Source organism: Lutibacter oricola (assembly GCF_900106565.1).
Lineage (GTDB): Bacteria > Bacteroidota > Bacteroidia > Flavobacteriales > Flavobacteriaceae > Lutibacter > Lutibacter oricola.
In genome coordinates, this window is sequence record NZ_FNNJ01000004.1 from 204,835 (window position 1) to 224,960 (window position 20,126).

A 20,126-nucleotide genomic window follows, 5' to 3' on the forward strand; every position below is an offset into this window, starting at 1 on the left:
TTTTGGTTTCATTTATATCTTAGTTTTCAATGTGTTTTTTTAATTTAAAAAAGTGGTCACTCATCATTTTTGTTGCTAATTCAGGATTTTTAGCTTCTATTGCTAAATAAATGTCTTCGTGTTTTTTTATTTCAGAAATAGCAATATCACCTTCACAAACTGTATCTCTATCGTAAGTTGCAAGAATAGGAGGAGTTATTAACAGCATTAATGAAACCATTGTACTGTTTTTACTAGCTTTGGCAATTGCCAAATGAAATAATAAATCTTCCTCTAAATAATCATCTCCAATAGAAATTTTAGCTTTAAAAGCATTTAAAGCTTTCTTTATCTGTTTTAAATCAGCACTAGTTCTTCTTTGTGATGCCAAGCCAACTGTTTTTAATTCTAATGAAATTCGGGTTTCTACAAGTTCGTTAAACGAAGGAGCGTCTAAAGAAATTATTTCATCTATCATACCATTAAAACCAACTAAACCAATTGCTAGTATAGTGCCGCTTTGAGACATCGATTTTAACACACCATAAAATTCAAGCCTTCTTATAGCTTCTCTAATATGATTTCTTTTAACACCAAATTTTTCAGACATTATTCTTTCAGAAGGTAATTTATCACCACGCTCTAAATTTTTAGCGTTAATTAAATTACGAATCTTAATAATCACCTCATTTTGCAAAAGTCTATTTGCATTTTCATCTATTAGGCTTATTTTCATTTTTTACTAATTAGTTTGGTTTAAAAATATTCCGTAAGTGCTAAAATTCCATTGTAAGAAATTACTAAAGAAAAGAACAATGCAGCATACATACCAATATATACACCTATACTTGTTTTGTATTCTTTCATAACTTTTTTATTGCTTAGCATAAGTATAATTCCAAGTATTACAATTGGTAATACAAAAACATTAAATACTTGCGATAAAATTTGAATTTCAATTGGGTTTGCTCCAAATGCAGGGCCTATTAATGCAACTAAACAAGCTATGGCTGTAATAATTCTAAATTGTTTTGAATTGGTATCTAAAGTTCCAGATTGGTAATCAGCTATTAATAAAGGAGCTATTAATAAACAAGGAAATATAGAGGATAACCCAGCACTTAATGCACCAAAAAAGAAAATGGTAACGGCCCATTTACCTGCAACAGGTTCTAATGTGTTTGCCATATCTAAAACTTGAGTAACAGCTTTACCTTCATAAAACAATGCTCCAGCTGCAACAGCCATTATAACACCACTAATAACAAAAATTAAAATTGCAGCTGTAATGGAATCTTTTTTTTGTTGATCTAAATTTTTAATGGTCCAGCCTTTTCCTTTTACAAATAAAGGGCGAGATAAAAATGTAGCTGAAGCCATAGTTGTGCCAACAAATGCGGCAACCAACATTTTGCCTCCAGGAATGTCTGGTATAGTTGGTATTAACCCTTTAATAACATCTACAGGTAATGGTTGAACAAAGAATAATGAAAGTAAAAAAGATAGCCCCATTAACGTTACAAATATGACTAATATTTTTTCAAAAAAAGTGTATTTACCAACTAGCATTAATAAGTAAAAAGTAACAATTATAATTACAGCTGTTATTAATACTGTTTCATATTTATAGGTTGCTAGAGTTTCAAAATTTAGAGCTAGAATTTCAAATATTATGTTTGAGGATATACCTAAAATACCCATTAACGAATTCCATTGTCCAAATGTAATACCAACAATAATAAGTATGGCTAAAATTTTACCGAATTTTAAATGTTTTTTGAAACCATAAAGTGCAGTTTCACCTGTAATTAAGGCGTAATTTCCGTAGGCAAACATTAAAATACCAGAAAATGTACAACTTAATAATAGCACCCATAATAATTGCATATTAAACTTGCTTCCTGCAACAATCATAGACGTTACACTACCAGTACCTATGGTATAACCAATGGCAAAAATACCAGGGCCAAATGCTAAAACTATTGCAATTATTTTTTGAAGTAAAGATTTTTTGTTTTCAGTTGAAGCCATAGTTTAATTATTTTTCCAGTTAGTATGATAGAATTTTTTTGAAGGATCATTTACTTTTTGATAGGTATGAGCACCAAAATAGTCTCGCTGTGCTTGTATTAGATTAGCAGATGAATTTGCTATTGCAAAACTGTTTAAAAAATTAATAGATTCACTAAAATTTGGAATCGGTAATTCATTTAAAATACATTCAGCAACTACTTTTTTAGCAGTTGGTTTTAATGTTTTTATTTTTTGAATTATCTCATCATTAGTAAACAAGTTATTGGTTGTTTTAAACACCGTAACTAGCTCTACCATTAAATCCGATTTTATAATACAGCCATTAGTCCATATTCTAGATAGTTCGCTTAAATTTAATTCCCATTTGTAATTGTTAGAAGCTTCTTGAATTAATTTAAACCCTTGATAATGATTAATAATTCTAGCAAATTGATAAGTTTTTAAAATATCTTCAACAGTTATATTTAGGCTAAAATTATTATTTGATTCAAAATTTTGATGAGCAGTAATTCGTTCTTCTTTATAAAATGAAGTGTAACGAGCAAATAAGGCAGTAGCAATCATAGTGCTTGGTACACCTAACTGAGCAGTTGCTATGGTTGTCCAGTTTCCTGTTCCTTTATTACCAGCTTTATCCATTATGTTGTTAACTAACCAATCTTCACCTTCTTTAGTTCTTAAAATATCAATAGTTATTTCTAGTAAATAACTATTAGTCGTCTCTTTCCAAGATTCTAAAATATCGGCTATTTCATCAGGGTTATTACCTAAAGCTTTTAGCATTACAAAAGCTTCGGCCAATAATTGCATTTCTACATATTCAATACCATTATGAACCATTTTTACAAAATGCCCACTTCCTTCATTTCCAATGTGAGTACAACAAGGCAAATTATTAGCATCTTTAGCTGCAATAGCTTCTAAAAAAGGTTGAATATTTTTATATATTTTTTTGTTACAACCAGGCATAATAGATGGTCCTTTTAAGGCTCCTTCTTCACCACCAGAAACACCAGTTCCAACAAAATGAATGTTTTTAGATTCTAAATATTTGAATCGTTCTTTTGTTTTATTGTAATTAGAGTTTCCACCATCTATTAAAATATCTCCAGCGTCTAAAAAAGGTAAAATATCTTCAATAACAGAATCAACAATATTTCCAGCATTAACCATAAGCATAATTTTTCGTGGTTTTTGCAATGAATTAACAAAAGGTTCTATTGAATCAAATGGATTAGCAGATGATAATTCTTCAAATTCATTTTTAAAGTTTTTTGCAACATTTTCTTCTACACCTTCAACATGTCTATTAAAAAGGGAAATTTTAAACCCTTTGTTAGCTAGGTTTCTACTAAGGCTTTTACCCATAACTCCCAATCCAAACAAGCCAAATTCAGATTTATTTAATAGTTCTTTTTTTATCATTTTTACAATATTGTTAGGTGTTAAATTTATGTCTATATCTATGGCGTTTTTTGGTTCTTCTAAAATATCAAATTGAGATTTTAACAAATCAGAATTCATAAAATGCCCCTTGCGATTATTTATACGTTCAGTTATTTGTTTAAAAGAACCGTTTAGAAAAACCCATTTTGTGTAATGTTTTATGTCTTCATTTAAAATATCACGGTATTTTTCTTTTAATGCAGAACATACTATAACGCAACCTTCTTTATTTGTCAATTGTTTTATAGCTAGCTTGTTTAAGGTTTGTAACCAACCAAATCTGTCATTGTCATTTAAAGGTTTTCCTTTTGACATTTTTAAAATATTTTCTTCTGGATGAAAGTCATCTCCATCGAAAAAAGGAATATGTAACTCTTTAGATAATAAGTCTCCAATAGTGCTTTTACCAACACCTGAAACTCCCATAATAAATATAATATTGGTCTCTTTTTTCATTTATTCTATCTACTCTTAAATTGGTTAACCAGTTTGGGTACCCAAATATATGTTATTTAAATTTAAAAAGAGCTTAAAAATAGAATTATTATAAATGTTTTGTTTTGAGGTTGTTAAATGGTGTTTTTAATTAAATAAAAAGAGTATAACACAAAAAAAAGCTATTTACAGCTTTTTTTTGTGTTATATACGATAAGAAAAAGTTGCCTATTTATGGCGTTGAAGGGTTAATTTAGAAAGATAGCATTTGCAAAAAACATCTTTCCATTTTCCCAAAAGGATCTAAATAAAGGATTGTCTACCATGTAAATAACGTTACCATTGCCAATATATTCACTTCCAAAAAGTAAGGAGTTTGGTATGTTTTTTAAAGCTTCGCTACCTGCAAAACCAGAAATATTTCTTGTGTTTTCAGAAAAATAGCCAATATTAATTCCATTTTCAAGTAATTGATACGATTTAGAGCTTAATTTTAAGCTGTTGTAATTATTTGAGTAACCAAAACCAAGAGGATGAGTATTATCAATTGTACTATTAAATATACTACCGGTAATCATATGTTCTATTTGAGTTCGATATTGCTCATTGTATGTTGGAGTAACTTCTTTTTTTATCTCCTTCTTTTTTAGTTTTAACGAGAATTCTTTTTTATCTGCAAAATTGCTTAAAGAGCTGCCTATAGAAATTAATGTGCCACCATTTTTAGCGAATTCTGTAATTAGTTTAAATTGTTTTTCGTTAGCTCTAAATCCATTAGGAAGAATTAAAACATTATAACTAGAGAGGTTTGAGTATGCTAGATTATTCGAGTTTAAAACATTTAAAGGATATTTTAATTGCGTTTCAAAATAATGCCAAATTTCACCAAAACTTAGCGATGAAGTACTTTTACCACCAATAACTGCTACTTTTTTAGGTTTTATTAATTGATAATTAGACGAGCCAAAATCATTTCCTTTATCTACAAAACCTGTTAGAGCGGCTGTTAATTTTGCATTAGAATTATTAGCTATTTTTAGTAGTTCTTTATCAAAATTATCAATTCTAATGTTTTCACTTCTATTAATAATTAAAGTCCCTTGGTCGTAATTTTTACCATTAAGCGAAAATTTAGAATTCGAAAAACGAACATTGAATCCATTCTTTAATAAATTACCTAGAAACAACGCGTCTTTTGTAGTATTCCAAGTTTTTATATAAGCTGTAGCTTTTGAGTTTAAATTATTTTTAATGTTTTTGTTAATTGATAAAATAGATACTTTATTTAATTCAACTTCAGTAGAATAACAATCAATTCCGTAAGCATAAGGAAGACTCCAAGCAGTAATATCGTACGTGACAGAATCTACTAATTTAGCTTCTGGTTCAAATAAAACTTTTACCATTTTTCCTTTTGGCTGGTTGGTTGGTATAATAATATCATTAGAAAAAATTTCGATACTTCTATTTTTTTCTAATTGGTAATCATAAGCTTTTACCTTAGTGCTTTCTGTTGTAAAATATGTTATTTCATGTTTAGTTAACAGTTTAAATAATGGCTCTAATTTATTTAAATTAGCTTTTAGAATATAGTTTTTAGTTTTAATTGAGCTGTTATTAAAGTAGTTTTTAAATTCACTCGTTAGCTTTTTAGCATTTTTTGAAGCAACTTCAACCGTAGATAAACCTGCAGTAGTATGGTGTGCAATTCTATCGAATAAGGTTAATTCTTGCCCGTTTTCAGTAATAATTCCTAAGCCAGCTTTTCCGTGCCCGGCTTGTTCGTAGGTCATACCAATAGCTCCCATATACGTTGGGTACGTATCGCCATAGCTTGGATAAAATAAATCGAAAGATTCTTTGGTAAAATATCTCCAGCCTTCTTTATCAAAATATTTAGCGTGATTTTTACCTATTTCAATTTGAAAATCTCGTTGCCAATTGGTTATTATTTCATGAAAAGGCTCTGCAGCAGGAGGAAAGTAATAAGGGCTATTATAACCTTGCTCGTGAAAATCTACATGCACATGAGGCATCCAATTATTGTAAACCTTTAAGCGTTGTTGTGTTTCAACTTGTGTAGCCCAAGCCCAATCTCTATTTAAATCGAATAAATAATGGTTTGGTCTTCCAGAAGGCCAAGGTTCCTGGTGTTCAGTAACATTTGGGTTTGAGTTATAAGGTGTACTTTTGGTTTGGTTGTACCAATTTACATATCTATCTCTACCATCTGGATTTACACTTGGATCAATTATAACAACTGTATTATTTAACCAATTAGTACTTGTAGTAACTAATTTATATAAAGTAAGCATTGCAGCCTCTGTAGCCGAAGCTTCGTTACCGTGAACATTGTAGCTTAACCATACTATTCCAATATTTGTTGTTGGTTCACCATTTAAAATTCCAGTTCGTTTTAAGTTATCGGTTCTAATTTTATCTAAGTTTTTTATATTTTCTTCTGAAGAGATGTAAGAAATTATTAGTGGTCTATTTTCATTAGTAATACCATACTTTTTTACAATAACTTTAGAAGAGTTTGCACTTATATACTTAAAATAATCAACCACTTTATAGTTGCGTGTAAATGCCGTACCTAGTTCGTAACCTAAAAATTGCGACGGACTTTGAATTTTTTGTGCTTTAATTGAGAAGGTAATAAAAGCTAACACTATAATTAGAACTAGATTTTTTTTCATCTATTTATTTTTTTTGAGTTTCAAATGTAATTAAATAAACTTTAATTAATGTTGTGTGCACTTATTAGAATGTATAATTTTACCATAAAATATTTAAATTTGAAAAAAGCTTATTTTAACTGGAGTACAGGAAAGGATTCTGCCTTGGCATTTTATAAAATATTACAAAATAAAGATTATAACATTGGAAGTTTACTAACAACGGTGAACAAAAAATTTCAACGAGTTTCTATGCATGGTGTTCCAATTAGTTTATTAGACCAGCAAGCTAAAGAGCTAGGTTTACCATTGTATAAAATTGAGTTTCCAGAAGAGGTTTCTATGGAAAAATACAATGAAATAATGAAAGTTGGTATCGATAAACTTGTTCAAGAAGGATATAACTATTCGGTTTTTGGAGATATTTTTTTAGAAGATTTAAAAAAGTTTAGAGATGATAAATTAGCGGAACAAAATTTAGAAGGTGTTTATCCACTTTGGAAAATAGACACTTCTGAAATAATAAAAGAATTCCTTTCTCTAGGTTTTAAAGCTATTACGGTAAGTGTAAATGCAAATTTATTAGACAAGAGTTTTGTTGGTAGAGTTATAGACAAACAGTTTATTAAAGATTTACCTGAAGGCGTTGATGTTTGTGGTGAAAATGGAGAGTTTCACACTTTTGTTTTTGATGGGCCAATATTTAAAAAACCTATTAATTTTGAAGTAGGAGATAAGGTTTTAAAAACTTACCCCGCAGAAGAGTCAGACACGTGGGACAATAGTTTTTGGTACTGCGATTTACTTCCAAAGTAAAATTTAGTTAAAATACTGTTAGAAATTTTAGCGTGCTTCGACAAACAATGAAATTTGTTTACTTTTATAAAAATTAATCTCATTAACTAATGGACGAAAGTTTTTGTGAAAACAGTAATTCTGCCTATAATTTTGAAAAGCATTGGGAAAATGCTTATAGAAAAATACCAGTTAAAAGTTTAGGTTGGTACGAGTTCAAATCTAAGCCAACATTAGAGTTAATTGAACAATGTAATTTAGAGAAAGATGCATTAATATTTAATGCAGGAGTTGGAGCAAGTACTTTAATTAGAGATCTAATTGAGGCTAATTATTCTAATTTAGTTGTTAATGATATAGCTGTGAGCGCTTTAACTGAGTTGAAGCAACAAATTGGAAACAACAAAAACACTTCTATAAAATTTATTGTAAGTGATTTAACAAATCCTTCTAATGAATTGTTAAAGTTGAAAAATGTAGATTTGTGGAACGATAGAGCTGTTTTACATTTTTTTACAACCAAAAAGCAACAAACAGCATATTTTAATTTACTTAAAAAAGTGGTTAAAAAAAATGGCTTTGTTATTTTGGCAGAATTTAATTTAGAAGGAGCAAAAAAATGTTGTGGTTTAAATGTTGTAAATTACAATGAAGCGATGCTGCAAGAACAATTAGGTAACGAATTTAAGTTGCTACAATCATTTAATTATACATATACACAACCCAAAGGAGATACTAGAGAGTATGTGTATACACTATTTAAAAGAAGTACTATTTAATGAATATACATCAATTACCATTTAAAAAAACAGGTTATTTTTCAGCCTTAATTTGTGATTATCTAGATAAAAAAGAAAAATTAGATAATTTCTACGGAAATTTCCCTGATTTAGATGGATTTAAACAGCAATTAACACTTAGAAAAAAATCGAATTTAAATGTTGATTCTCGAAAAGTTCTGGTTTCATCATTAAATAAGCAATACAGTAATTTTAAAGTTACAGCTAATACACAAACCAATATTCAAAGTTTATTAGCTGAAAATACGTTTACAATTACAACAGGTCATCAGTTAAATATTTTTACTGGACCGTTATATTTTTTATATAAAATTGTTTCAGTTATTAATTTAACAAAGCAATTAAAAAGAGAGTTTCCAGAAAATAATTTTGTGCCAGTTTATTGGATGGCAACAGAAGATCACGATTTTGAAGAAATTAATTATTTTAATTTCAAAGGACAGAAAGTTCAATGGAATAGAGAGAGTAGTGGAGCTGTTGGTAGATTAGATTTACAAGGTTTTGATGAAATTTCTAAACAGTTTGGTTTTGAATTAGGAAATTCAGAAAATGCAAATTATTTAAAAACGCTATTTGAAAAAGCATACGTAAACCATACTAATTTAACTAATGCAACAAGGTATATTGTTAACGAACTTTTTGGAGATAATGGGTTGGTAATTATTGATGGAGATGCTATTGCTTTAAAACAGCAATTTGCACCAATTGTAAAAGATGAATTGTTGAACAATACTTCATTTAAAGAAGTTTCAAAAACAAATAAATTATTACAAGAAAAGTATAAAATTCAAGTAAATCCACGTGAAATAAATTTATTTTATTTGGCTGAAGGTTTACGAGAACGTATAATTTTTGAAGATTCATTATTTAAAATTAATAATACGGCCATTGTTTTTTCTGAAGAAGAAATATTGGAAGAGTTAAACAAGCATCCAGAAAAATTTAGTCCAAACGTAATAATGCGACCTTTGTATCAAGAAACTATTTTACCAAACTTAGCCTACATTGGTGGAGGAGGAGAAATAGCTTATTGGTTTCAGTTAAAACAATATTTTAAAGCTGTAAACACAACATTCCCAATTTTATTATTGAGAAATTCTGTGCTAATGGCTTCATCCAAACAATTAAAGAAGCTTGATAAATTAGATGTTAGTTTACAAGAAATATTTGCAAAACAACAAGATTTAATTAATAAAAAGGTTAAAGAATTATCATCCTTTCCTATAGATTTTTCTCAACAAAAAACCTTTTTAAATGAGCAGTTTAAAGGTTTAAAACAATTAGCTCAAGAAACGGATGCATCATTTATAGGAGCTGTAAATGCGCAAGAGAAAAAACAGTTGAATGGTTTAGATAAATTAGAGAAACGTTTGTTAAAAGCTCAAAAACGTAAATTTAATAACGAGTTAGAGAGAATAACATTAATTCAAAACGAATTATTTCCAAACAATAGCTTAGAGGAACGTTCTCGAAATTTTTCAACTTATTATTTAGAATTAGGAGAAGAATTAATTCCTATGTTATTGAAAGCATTAAATCCGCTTGAATTAAAATTTACCGTTATAGAATATTAACTAATTTCTTTTACAGCTTTTTTAAATTCTTTCCAGCTAATTTGTCCATCATCGTCGGTATCGTAACCTTCAATAAGTTTGCTAGAAACAATTCCGCGAATAAAACCACTAATTTCAGCTTCTTTTAAAAGTTGAACAATTTCTTTTTTAGATAAACTTCCAGAACCCTTTTTATCGAAAAAGTTGAAAGCTTCTTCTGGAGTTTCGAATTTATTGGTAATTAAAATTTGAATTTTCTTTAATATTGATTTTTTAGATGCCATAATTTTTTTAGACAATATAAAAAATAAATATTAAACAGTTTTAAAGGCGTATACCGTATTTTTTAGCGTGTATTTTACTTCAGTAACATTATTAGCTACAATTTTTTTAGCATCACTTTCATCTAATTCAAAATCTACGGGAGTATAAAACACACCAGATTTATTTATTTCGTTAGATTCTACAGTAGTATTGTCCGATGCTAATGTAATTTCTTCATTATTTAATACAAAACTAATAGTACAACCATTTTTTTTAATATTGGCTTTAGTATCTCCAATTAAAACAGTTTTTAAATATGGGAAACCTCCAAGTTCTTCAATATCTATATAAACTTTATTAGTATCGTTTTTAGCAAATAAAGTACCTTCTTTATAATCAATCTCCTTTATAATTTCTTCAGCGTTAGGCGCAGGTTTTGGTTTAAAAAATTTATCGAAAATTCCCATTTGTTGTTTGTTTTAGAAATGCAAAGTTAGTTATTTATATCCTATTTAAACTAAAAAGCCCAAACTAGTAAGTTTGAGCTTTTTAATATATGTTTAACTTAATTTTATAAGTGAATTACTTCATCATAAGCATCAGCAACAGCTTCCATTACAGCTTCACTCATTGTTGGATGTGGGTGAATTGCTTTTAATACTTCGTGTCCAGTTGTTTCTAATTTTCTACCTAAAACTGCTTCAGCAATCATATCAGTTACACCAGCACCAATCATATGGCAACCTAACCATTCGCCATACTTAGCATCAAAAATTACTTTTACAAAACCTTCTGGAGATCCAGCAGCTTTTGCTTTACCAGAAGCCGAGAATGGGAATTTACCAACCTTAATTTCGTAACCAGCTTCAATTGCTTTAGCTTCGGTTAAACCAACACTTGCAATTTCTGGAGTAGCATATGTACAACCAGGAACATTACCATAATCGATTTTTTCTGTATGTAAACCTGCAATTTTTTCAACACAAGTAATTCCTTCAGCAGAAGCAACGTGAGCTAAAGCTTGCCCAGGAACAACATCTCCAATTGCATAGTAACCAGGAATGTTAGTTTGGTAAAAATCATTAACTAAAATTTTATCTCTGTCTACAACAATTCCAACATCTTCTAAACCAATGTTTTCAATATTAGATTTAATTCCAACTGCAGAAAGTACAATGTCTGCTTCTAAAATTTCTTCTCCTTTTTTAGTTTTTACAACAGCTTTTACACCATCTCCAGAAGTATCAACAGATTCAACAGAAGAATTAACCATTACTTTAATTCCAGATTTTTTTAACGAACGTGCAAATTGTTTAGAAACATCTACATCTTCTACAGGAACAACGTTTGGCATAAACTCAACAATAGTTACATCAGTACCCATTGAGTTGTAAAAGTGTGCAAATTCAACACCAATAGCACCAGAACCAACCACAATCATTTTTTTAGGTTGTTTTGGTAAAGTCATAGCTTGGCGATAACCAATTACTTTTTTACCATCTTGTGGTAAGCTTGGCAACTCTCGAGAACGAGCTCCAGTAGCAATAATAATATGGTCTGCACTATATTCTGTTACGTTTCCTTCAGCATCGGTAACATCAACTTTTTTACCAGTTTTTATTTTACCAAAACCGTTAAGAACGTCAATTTTATTCTTTTTCATTAAGAATTGAACTCCTTTGCTCATTCCTTCAGCAACACCACGACTACGTTTAACTACAGCTTCAAAATCTTTATCAATAGCTTCAGCTTTTAAACCGTAATCATCAACATGCTTTAAATAATCGTAAACTTGAGCACTTTTTAATAATGCTTTTGTAGGTATACATCCCCAGTTTAAACAAATTCCACCTAAGTTTTCTCTTTCAACTACTGCAACTTTAAAACCAAGTTGAGAAGCTCTAATTGCTGTAACATATCCTCCAGGACCACTACCAATTATAATTACATCGTATTTCATGTTGTTCTAGTTTTTTTTAATTAATGCTGAATAAGTCAGCAAATTTACTCATTTTTTTAGTTACTTAAATTGAGTTTTTCCAATTGAAGTAAATTTTGATATTTTAATAATTTACATTCTGTTAGGAACTTGAATTCCTAATAAACCAAATGCAGTTTTAATAATTTCTGAAACTTTTACTGAAAGTTGAACTCTAAATATTTTTTCTTGTTCATTTTCGCAAGCTAAAATTGGCACACTTTGGTAAAAAGAGTTATAACTTTTAACCAAATCATACGTGTAATTAGCAATTAGTGCTGGGCTATGGTTAGTAGCTGCATTTTGTATTACTTCAGGAAATAATTCTAATTGTTTTATTAATTCTTTTTCTTTACTGTGTAAATCTATATTTGTTATTTCAGAAGAATAATCGAAAGTTGCTTTTCTAATTATTGACTGAATACGCGCATAGGTATATTGTATAAATGGCCCTGTATTACCTGCAAAATCTACAGACTCTTCTGGGTCGAACAAAATACGTTTTTTAGGGTCTACTTTTAATATGTAATATTTTAAAGCCCCTAAACCTATTGTTTTATATAAAGCTTCTTTTTCGTTGTTAGAATAACCATCTAGTTTTCCTAAATCTTGCGAAATATCTCTAGCGGTATTTGTCATTTCAGCCATTAAATCATCAGCATCTACTACGGTTCCTTCTCTAGATTTCATTTTACCACTTGGTAAATCTACCATTCCGTACGATAAATGATACAAGTTTTTAGCCCAATCAAATCCTAATTTAGAAAGAATTAGAAATAATACCTTAAAGTGATAATCTTGTTCATTACCAACTGTGTAAACTAATTCTTGAAGGTCAAAATCTTTACAACGTTCAATAGCAGTTCCAATGTCTTGCGTCATATAAACAGCAGTTCCATCGGCACGTAAAACTATTTTTTCATCTAAACCTTCATCACTTAAATCTATCCAAACGGAACCATCTTCTTTTTTGAAAAAAATTCCTTTTTCTAAACCTTCTGCAACTATATCTTTACCTAATAAGTAAGTATTACTTTCGTAATAGTTTTTATCGAAATCTACACCTAAATCTTTGTATGTTTTATCGAAACCAGTGTAAACCCATTGGTTCATTGTTTTCCAAAGTGTAACTATTTCTTCATCACCTGCTTCCCATTTACGTAACATTGCTTGTGCTTCTACTAAAATTGGAGCTTCTTTTTTAGCTTCATCTTCAGTTTTACCTTCAGCAATTAATTCAGCAATTTCTTTTTTATAAGCCTTATCAAAAGCAACATAATAATTACCAACTAATTTATCGCCTTTTAGACCTGTACTTTCTGGAGTTTCTCCATTTCCAAAACGTTGCCAAGCCAACATACTTTTACAAATATGTATTCCACGATCGTTAATAATTTGTGTTTTATAAACTTTTTTTCCTGAAGCTTTAATAATCTCTGCAACAGAATAACCTAATAAGTTGTTTCTAATATGACCTAAATGCAAAGGTTTGTTAGTGTTTGGAGAAGAATATTCTACCATTACAGCCTTATCATTTTTATTAGGTTCTACAACACCATAATTAGTTGTAGCATTTATAGTATTGAAGCTTGAAATAAACTGAGTATCAGAAATTACTAAGTTTAAAAAACCTTTAACTACGTTAAAATCAGAAACTTCGGTTACGTTTTCTTTTAAGTATTCTCCAATTTGAGTACCTATTTGTACAGGGTTTCCTTTTACGTGTTTTAAAAAGGCAAAAACTACAATAGTTATATCTCCTTCAAAATCTTTACGTGTTGCTTGAAATTCTACAGACTCAATGTCTTTTTCGAAAATTTCTTTGAACCCTTTTATTACAGCTTGTTCTAAACTATTTTGCATATTTTTCAGCTAAATTAATACGAAATGCAAAAGTACTAAATTCAATAGAATTTTCATTGCTTTATAAAATCAAATTCTGTAAAGTCGAAATCTGGGTTTGGTACATCTATATGAAGCTTAGCAATTTTACCATTTTTAGTTACATCGAACCAAAGTTTTCCTTCAGGTAAAGAAGCTAATTTAGTATTAAACCTAAACGTAAAAATATGATCGTTCCAATGTTTTAATTCACCATAAAAAATAGGTGTTTTATCCATTGTAAAATTAAGCTTGTTGTTTTTTAAAGTCACGGTAACAGTACCATACATTTTGTCTTTATAAACACCAGTATAGGTTTCTAAATTTAAATGATTTTTATTGATGTTTCCTCTTTTAGATTCGTTGTTTTTTGCTTTGGTATTGGAAGCTTTGTCTTGTTGTTTTTTATAGCCTAAATAGTTGGAAGACCAATCTTTACCATTCAGTTTGTTAGTTAAAAGAACATCGAGAATTTTGTTGCTTAAAGCACTAGCAACCCAATTTATATTGTTAGTTAAAATTACAACTCCTAGTTTTTTTTCAGGAATAAAAAGTGATTTAGAAATCATTCCGTCGTAACCACCTCCGTGAGAAACAATTTTAGAACCTTGATAATCGTTTAAACTCCAACCTAAACCATAAGATTTAAAGTTTGTTTTTTCGTTGTTTTTTCTAACAGAAAAATTAATATGTGGTGTTGTTATTTTCTGAAAGCTTTGTTCTGAAAACAACTTTTCATCATTTAAACTTCCTTCATTTATATTTAGTTGTAGCCACTTAGCAAAATCGTTTACCGAAGAAATTAGCGCACCTGCAGGAGCAATATTATCCCAATTAACCCATTTTAATTCGTTGTTTTTTCCATTCTCAAAAAAATAAGGCGTTGCAATATTTGTAGTGTTTTTTAATTGCGAAGTAGAAGTTAATGTTCTATTCATTTTAAGAGGTGTTAAAAAATGTTCACTTACATAAGTAGCCCAAGATTTTCCGCTCACTTTTTCTATAATTTGGCCAGCTGCTAAAAAAGAAATGTTTGAATAGCCATAGGTAGTTCTAAATTCGCTAGTAGGTTTTAAATATTCTTGTGCAGCTATAATTTCTTCTGGAGTTTTAGTTGTTCCGTACCATAATAAATCTCCGCTAAAAGTAGCTAAACCATTTCTGTGGCAAAGTAAATCTTCGATAGTAGTGTTTTGCGTAACATAATCGTTATACATTTTATAATAAGGTAGGTATTTTACTACTTTATCTGTCCATTTTAGTTTACCTTCTTCAACCAAATTAGCAATAGCTGTAGCTGTAAAAGCTTTAGAATTAGATGCAACAGCAAATAATGTGTTGCCATCTACTTTTTGTTTTTTAGCAATATTGGCAAATCCGTAGCCTTTACTAAAAACTATGGAATCTGCATTTACAATTGCAATTGCCATACCTGGTAGTTGCCATTCTTCTAGAGATTTTTCGAAATAAGCATCTAAATGATTAAGTTGTTCTTTGGTTTGTGAATTACTTGAAAAACTTATTAATAATAGGAGCAGAGTTAGTTTAAAAAATTTCATAATATAATTTTATAAAAACGAATTTAATAATAATTATAGTAGTTATGTACATAAATAAGAGTTATATATTTGCAGTATGAAAGAATTTTTGAAAGAATTGCCGGAATTAGCTGAAGAAAAGCGTTTAGAAAGTAAAAAGTACTTTGCGAGATTAAAAAAACGTGTACCTAAAAGGTTAGATTTAATAATGCAAGATTTACATGAAGAAGAGTTTAAAAAAACGGATTGTTTAACTTGTGGTAATTGTTGTAAAACTACGAGCCCAATTTTTACAGAAAAAGATATTGAACGTATTGCAAAGCATTTACGTATAAAAGTTGTAAAATTTATTGAGCAATATTTGGAACGTGATGAAGATGATTTTTACGTGTTAAAAAGTTCGCCTTGTACTTTTTTAGATTTGAATGATAACACGTGTTTTATTTATGATGTTCGTCCAAAAGCTTGTAGTGAATATCCGCATACTAACAGACGTAAATTTATTCAAATTGCAGAATTAACTATAAAAAACACAGAAATTTGCCCTGCAGCATATAATATTGTAGAGGCTTTAAAAGTTAAATTACCAAAATAATATTCATATTCTAAAGGTTGTTAAAATGACTAAATTTTTTAAATTTTTAATTGTTTCCGTATTGTTTTTTTCGGTATCAATATTAAGTGCTCAAAATGTAATGTATGTTTATGGAGATGTTTCGGCAGATGGAGATATACCGTCTGGTGATAAAAAACCATTTCATCAAATGCGTTTAACAGATACAGGTAATTTAGGTATGAGTCAGTTTTTAGAAGCTTTGGAAGAAGTAAAACTTACGGTAACTGAAGTTTACGATCAAGAAATTGAATTTACTTTAAAAAGCTTAAAAAATATTGATGTTTTAATTTTAGCATCTAACCAGCGCGTATTTTCTAAAAATGAAGCAAAAGCTGTTGGAAAATGGGTAAATAATGGTGGAGGTTTAGTTGTTTGGTCGGATAGCGCTTTTGGAGGTGAATATAAATTAGTTGGAGTAGATAACCCTACAGGAAGAATTTCGGACAATATAATTACCGAACAATTTGGAATGCACTTTTTAACAGATAATGGAGCCGGAAATTATCTAGTAAAAGAGTATACAAAAAATCACTTTTTAAATGCTAATAATAAAAATGGAGGTATTCGTTTTAGAGGAGAAGGGGTTAGTTTTGTTCGTATTTCTCCACCAGCAATTATGTTGGCAAAAGCTCAAGAAGGTGGATTAGGAGGTAAGCTGCGAGTTAATAAAAACGATGGTGTTTTTAATGCAGAAACCGATGCTGCTCTGGCTATAGCCAACATAGGTAAAGGTAGAGTAGTAGGTTTATTTGATAGAAACTTGTTTTGGAATGCTGGTGCAGGAACACGTATAAGTCATTCAGATAATAGAGAGTTTACACAGCGATTAATGTTGTATGCAGCAGGTATTGAAGATGAAAGTAGACTTCCTTCTGATAAAAAAAGTGTTTCAAAAGGAATAAATAATCCGCCAATAATTAACATTACCCACGTTTTAAAAGAAAATAAATTTGTATTTGTAACTTCTTCTATAGTTGATAATGATACAGATAACAAAGCTCCTGAAATTTTTTGGAAACAAGTTAAAGGGCCAGCTCAAGGTATTTTTGAAAACAACAATCCAAATACTTTAACACCAGTAATTGAATTGCCTAAGCAAGGTGTGTATCGTTTTCAGGCAATTATAAAAGATGGTGAATTTCATTTTAGAAAAAATATTGAGGTACAAAAGAAATAATTTTTTTAGACGAGTAATTTATTGAGATTTTTATTATTTTTATTAAAAAAATAATATGAAAAAAATTGTTATGCTTGTATCAATAGTTTTATTGATGCAGTCTTCCTTTGTTAAAGCAAATTCAAAATCTATTAACTGGATTCATTCTTATGAAGATGGACTTAAAATGTCAAAATTATTAAACAAACCTATTTTGTTGGATTTTACAGCATTGTGGTGCGGACCATGTAGGAAAATGGATAGAGATGTTTGGAGTAAAGAGGATGTAAAATTAATTATGAATAATTTTGTACCTGTTAAAGTTGATTTTGATACCGAAAAAGAATTGGTAAGAAAGTATAGTGTAAAAGGTATACCATATATTTTTATTATTGATGCTTGGGGTAGCGAGTTGTATTCATTTATAGGTTATCGAGATGAAATTCAAACACTTAAAATTCTTAAAAACTTCTCAATTAATATGAGTAGTATATATCAAGCTTTAACTATTTTAGAAAAAAGTAAAGATAATTTATACTCTAATTTAAGGGTGGCTCAAAAATTTCAAAATGTAGCATTTATGTTAACCGATGATTCGAAAAAGTCTTTTTTAAAGAGGAGTAATAAGTATTTAAGAGAATCTGAGAGTTTAGCAAAAAATAGTGAAAAGAAAGTTAAAGAAAAGATAGCTTTGTTACATTTGTTAAATAAAGCTTACAATAAAAGTTATAAAAGTGTACTAAAAAAATTACCAAAAGAATTTAAAGAAGTCGATAAATCTAACAAATGCTTGTATAATTATATTGAGTTTTATTGTAATCAACTTCAGGGAAATACTGTGGAAGCCGAAAAATATTATCAATTAATAACAGGTTCTTACAAACAAAAGGCAGATTTTATATTGAAAGTATAAAATTAAAAAGAGACTTCTAATTTAATTAGAAGTCTCTTTTTAAAATATTACAACTCCTTAATTTTAATTTCTTTAAATTCAACACCTTGTCCTTCAGATTGTAAACCAATATAACCTTCTGTTAATGCTTTACCATCAATTTTAATAGCTGGGTCGAAATTTTTAACAACTCTACCACCAATATGTGGTTTGCTGTACTGTAAAACTTCTTCTCCGTCTATAAAATGTTTAATTATAGAGTCTTTATAAACTATTAATTCAGCTTTTACCCATTGATTATAAGCATAAGTTTTAGATGAAGAACTAATACAATGTTTAGGCGAAACTTCACCTTCAAAATAAACTTCTGTAGCTGGCGAACACATATTTCCGGTTGGTCGTTCTCCTTTATTAGCATCTGCTAATAACTGAAATTCAATAGATATAGGCCAGTTTTGATCTTTTAAAATAGTTTTTGGATCTTGTGAGTGAAACATTACGCCGCTATTTCTATAAGTATGTATTGGTCCGTCTTCTAACCATTCGTTAGTAAACCTATACTCAAACTTTAAATGAAAAGAAGAGAATGATTTATTATAGAATAAATGCCCAAAACGCTCATTTAATTTACCTTCATAACCATCATAATTAACGTGAATGATATTATCGGAAACTCTAAAGGTGTTTTTGTAATTATCGCCAATATTATAGTGATTAATTTTCGCAGTCCAATTATCTAAGTTTTTACCATTGAATAAGTATTCCCAATCATTTTGAGGAATAATTTCTGTTTTTTTTATCTTGAAATTACAAGAGGAAATTAGTATTGTTAAACCTAAAACAATTAATACTTTAAGATTATTCATACAGTACATATTTTTTTCTAATTAATTTGAATTCTTCAATTTTTGGTTGCCAAGATTTTCTAATTTCTGTTGAAGAAACACCAGATTTTAATTGGTTTTCTAAAATTGTATTTCCAGCGTGAATAGTAAAAGTACTACCAAAGAATTTTTCTGTTTTAGGTGTTTTTTTATAAGCATTAACCAACCAATTTATGTTTATACTATCTAGTTTTTTAGTATTTTTTAAATCTACACCATAACATAATTTATTTTTATGTTTTGGGTATTTCGAACCAAAATTTGGTTGTGGAGTATAGGTAAACTCACTTTTAGGAAAAAAAGGAGCTCCATATTGTTGAAATTGTTGTTCGGTTCCTCTACCAGCGTTTATAGTAGTTCCTTCAAAAAAACCAAGACTTGGATACAAGTTAATGGAAACATTATTAGGTAAATTTGGAGATGGTCTAACAGGTAAACTATAGCTACTTTTATGTGTATAATTTTTAAGCGGTATAACGGTTAAATCACAAATAACTTCATTTTTTAACCATTTTTCTCCGTTTATCATTTTTGCATATTCACCAATTGTCATTCCATAAACTAACGGTACAGTATGCATACCAACAAAGCTTTTATGTTCAATTTCTAAAGTAGGTCCATCTATATAATGTCCGTTTGGATTGGGTCTATCAAACACAATTACAGGAATATTTTGTTCAGCACAAGCCTCCATAACATAATGCATTGTAGAAATGTATGTGTAAAACCGAACGCCAACATCTTGAATATCAAAAACAACCAAGTCAATATTTTGTAATTGCTCTTTGGTTGGTTTTTTGTTTTTTCCGTATAATGATGTTATAGGTAAACCAGTTTTGGTATCAATTCCATCTTCAACTTTTTCAGCAGCATCGGCTTTTCCTCTAAAACCATGTTCTGGAGAAAACACTTTTTTAATTGAAATATTTAACGCTAGTAAGCTGTCTATTAAGTGTATGTGTTTTTTGTTTTTGGTTGAAATTATTGTGGTTTGGTTGGCAACAACTGCAATATTTTTGTTTTTTAATAACTTTAAATAGCTTTTTGTTTGTTGTGCTGCCGTTATAATTTCTATAGAAACTTTAGGCGTTTTTTGTTCTAATTTTTGAGCTTTAGATTCTTTACAAGAATTCAAACTTAAAAATAAGCTTAAAACCAAATAGAAATATGTATTTTTGAATCGTTTATAAATCATAT

Annotated in this window: 17 protein-coding genes; 6 read left to right on the plus strand and 11 right to left on the minus strand. The window is 29.1% G+C overall.

Translation table 11 applies throughout. The annotated features are described in order from the left end of the window. Positions 1–19: 19 nt before the first annotated feature. The 4 genes from BLU40_RS10125 to BLU40_RS10140 form a co-directional block, all read right to left on the minus strand. A complete protein-coding gene (locus BLU40_RS10125; protein WP_090123012.1) occupies positions 20–715 on the minus strand; it encodes a FadR/GntR family transcriptional regulator in 696 nt (231 codons plus the stop codon). A 20-nt stretch (positions 716–735) separates the two neighbouring features. Beyond that, entirely contained in the window at positions 736–2,010 is a 1,275-nt protein-coding gene (locus BLU40_RS10130; protein ID WP_090123014.1) for an Nramp family divalent metal transporter, read from the minus strand. Between the two features lie 3 nt (positions 2,011–2,013). Beyond that, positions 2,014–3,915 carry an NADP-dependent phosphogluconate dehydrogenase gene (gene gndA / locus BLU40_RS10135; RefSeq protein ID WP_245729928.1) on the minus strand — a complete coding sequence of 634 codons (1,902 nt, stop codon included), beginning with the start codon at positions 3,913–3,915 and terminating at the stop codon, positions 2,014–2,016. A 227-nt stretch (positions 3,916–4,142) separates the two neighbouring features. After that, positions 4,143–6,593, minus strand: coding sequence for a M14 family metallopeptidase (locus tag BLU40_RS10140; protein ID WP_090123016.1), 2,451 nt, complete (start codon positions 6,591–6,593; stop codon positions 4,143–4,145). Between the two features lie 99 nt (positions 6,594–6,692). Between BLU40_RS10140 and BLU40_RS10145 the strand changes: the two genes are divergently transcribed. The 3 genes from BLU40_RS10145 (at position 6,693) to bshC (ending at position 9,741) form a co-directional block, all read left to right on the plus strand. After that, positions 6,693–7,388 (plus strand): Dph6-related ATP pyrophosphatase, encoded by a 696-nt coding sequence (locus BLU40_RS10145; RefSeq protein ID WP_090123131.1) that lies wholly within the window; start codon positions 6,693–6,695, stop codon positions 7,386–7,388. 89 nt (positions 7,389–7,477) lie between these two features. After that, entirely contained in the window at positions 7,478–8,146 is a 669-nt protein-coding gene (locus BLU40_RS10150) for a methyltransferase domain-containing protein (RefSeq protein ID WP_090123018.1), read from the plus strand. Continuing rightward, positions 8,146–9,741: a bacillithiol biosynthesis cysteine-adding enzyme BshC gene (gene bshC, locus BLU40_RS10155; RefSeq protein ID WP_090123020.1), complete on the plus strand. Its 1,596-nt coding sequence runs from the start codon at positions 8,146–8,148 to the stop codon at positions 9,739–9,741. The genes BLU40_RS10150 and bshC overlap by 1 nt, the downstream gene beginning before the upstream one ends. Here the strand turns inward: bshC and BLU40_RS10160 are convergent. The 5 genes from BLU40_RS10160 to BLU40_RS10180 all read right to left on the minus strand — a co-directional run bounded on the left by BLU40_RS10160 (position 9,738) and on the right by BLU40_RS10180 (position 15,402). After that, positions 9,738–10,004 (minus strand): EF-hand domain-containing protein, encoded by a 267-nt coding sequence (locus tag BLU40_RS10160; RefSeq protein ID WP_090123022.1) that lies wholly within the window; start codon positions 10,002–10,004, stop codon positions 9,738–9,740. The genes bshC and BLU40_RS10160 overlap by 4 nt on opposite strands. A gap of 30 nt (positions 10,005–10,034) precedes the next feature. Beyond that, positions 10,035–10,451 (minus strand): hypothetical protein, encoded by a 417-nt coding sequence (locus tag BLU40_RS10165; protein ID WP_090123024.1) that lies wholly within the window; start codon positions 10,449–10,451, stop codon positions 10,035–10,037. A gap of 104 nt (positions 10,452–10,555) precedes the next feature. After that, entirely contained in the window at positions 10,556–11,944 is a 1,389-nt protein-coding gene (gene lpdA, locus BLU40_RS10170; RefSeq protein WP_090123026.1) for a dihydrolipoyl dehydrogenase, read from the minus strand. A gap of 111 nt (positions 11,945–12,055) precedes the next feature. Next, positions 12,056–13,825, minus strand: coding sequence for an arginine--tRNA ligase (argS, locus tag BLU40_RS10175; protein ID WP_090123028.1), 1,770 nt, complete (start codon positions 13,823–13,825; stop codon positions 12,056–12,058). 53 nt (positions 13,826–13,878) lie between these two features. Beyond that, positions 13,879–15,402, minus strand: coding sequence for a serine hydrolase (locus BLU40_RS10180; RefSeq protein WP_090123030.1), 1,524 nt, complete (start codon positions 15,400–15,402; stop codon positions 13,879–13,881). 76 nt (positions 15,403–15,478) lie between these two features. Here BLU40_RS10180 and BLU40_RS10185 point away from each other — a divergent pair, with 76 nt between their 5' ends. From BLU40_RS10185 to BLU40_RS10195, 3 genes are read left to right on the plus strand one after another with little or no spacing between them, the layout of a single operon-like run. After that, positions 15,479–15,976 carry a YkgJ family cysteine cluster protein gene (locus BLU40_RS10185; RefSeq protein ID WP_090123032.1) on the plus strand — a complete coding sequence of 166 codons (498 nt, stop codon included), beginning with the start codon at positions 15,479–15,481 and terminating at the stop codon, positions 15,974–15,976. A 25-nt stretch (positions 15,977–16,001) separates the two neighbouring features. After that, entirely contained in the window at positions 16,002–17,174 is a 1,173-nt protein-coding gene (locus BLU40_RS10190; RefSeq protein WP_090123034.1) for a DUF4350 domain-containing protein, read from the plus strand. A 55-nt stretch (positions 17,175–17,229) separates the two neighbouring features. After that, positions 17,230–18,066 carry a thioredoxin family protein gene (locus tag BLU40_RS10195; RefSeq protein WP_090123036.1) on the plus strand — a complete coding sequence of 279 codons (837 nt, stop codon included), beginning with the start codon at positions 17,230–17,232 and terminating at the stop codon, positions 18,064–18,066. 47 nt (positions 18,067–18,113) lie between these two features. Here BLU40_RS10195 and BLU40_RS10200 read toward each other — a convergent pair whose 3' ends face one another. Both BLU40_RS10200 and BLU40_RS10205 read right to left on the minus strand, forming a co-directional pair. Then, positions 18,114–18,911 carry a 3-keto-disaccharide hydrolase gene (locus BLU40_RS10200; protein ID WP_090123038.1) on the minus strand — a complete coding sequence of 266 codons (798 nt, stop codon included), beginning with the start codon at positions 18,909–18,911 and terminating at the stop codon, positions 18,114–18,116. Beyond that, positions 18,904–20,124, minus strand: coding sequence for an exo-beta-N-acetylmuramidase NamZ family protein (locus BLU40_RS10205; RefSeq protein WP_090123040.1), 1,221 nt, complete (start codon positions 20,122–20,124; stop codon positions 18,904–18,906). The genes BLU40_RS10200 and BLU40_RS10205 overlap by 8 nt, the downstream gene beginning before the upstream one ends. Positions 20,125–20,126: the final 2 nt, after the last annotated feature.

Coding starts and splice junctions, on each gene's coding strand:
- BLU40_RS10150 (WP_090123018.1), top strand. CDS start 7,478: ATGGACGAAAGTTTTTGTGAAAACAGTAATTCTGCCTATAATTTTGAA.
- gndA (WP_245729928.1), bottom strand. CDS start 3,915: ATGAAAAAAGAGACCAATATTATATTTATTATGGGAGTTTCAGGTGTT.
- BLU40_RS10195 (WP_090123036.1), top strand. CDS start 17,230: ATGAAAAAAATTGTTATGCTTGTATCAATAGTTTTATTGATGCAGTCT.
- bshC (WP_090123020.1), top strand. CDS start 8,146: ATGAATATACATCAATTACCATTTAAAAAAACAGGTTATTTTTCAGCC.
- BLU40_RS10205 (WP_090123040.1), bottom strand. CDS start 20,124: ATGATTTATAAACGATTCAAAAATACATATTTCTATTTGGTTTTAAGC.
- BLU40_RS10160 (WP_090123022.1), bottom strand. CDS start 10,004: ATGGCATCTAAAAAATCAATATTAAAGAAAATTCAAATTTTAATTACC.
- BLU40_RS10165 (WP_090123024.1), bottom strand. CDS start 10,451: ATGGGAATTTTCGATAAATTTTTTAAACCAAAACCTGCGCCTAACGCT.
- lpdA (WP_090123026.1), bottom strand. CDS start 11,944: ATGAAATACGATGTAATTATAATTGGTAGTGGTCCTGGAGGATATGTT.
- BLU40_RS10130 (WP_090123014.1), bottom strand. CDS start 2,010: ATGGCTTCAACTGAAAACAAAAAATCTTTACTTCAAAAAATAATTGCA.
- BLU40_RS10200 (WP_090123038.1), bottom strand. CDS start 18,911: ATGAATAATCTTAAAGTATTAATTGTTTTAGGTTTAACAATACTAATT.
- BLU40_RS10125 (WP_090123012.1), bottom strand. CDS start 715: ATGAAAATAAGCCTAATAGATGAAAATGCAAATAGACTTTTGCAAAAT.
- BLU40_RS10140 (WP_090123016.1), bottom strand. CDS start 6,593: ATGAAAAAAAATCTAGTTCTAATTATAGTGTTAGCTTTTATTACCTTC.
- BLU40_RS10190 (WP_090123034.1), top strand. CDS start 16,002: ATGACTAAATTTTTTAAATTTTTAATTGTTTCCGTATTGTTTTTTTCG.
- BLU40_RS10185 (WP_090123032.1), top strand. CDS start 15,479: ATGAAAGAATTTTTGAAAGAATTGCCGGAATTAGCTGAAGAAAAGCGT.
- BLU40_RS10180 (WP_090123030.1), bottom strand. CDS start 15,402: ATGAAATTTTTTAAACTAACTCTGCTCCTATTATTAATAAGTTTTTCA.
- argS (WP_090123028.1), bottom strand. CDS start 13,825: ATGCAAAATAGTTTAGAACAAGCTGTAATAAAAGGGTTCAAAGAAATT.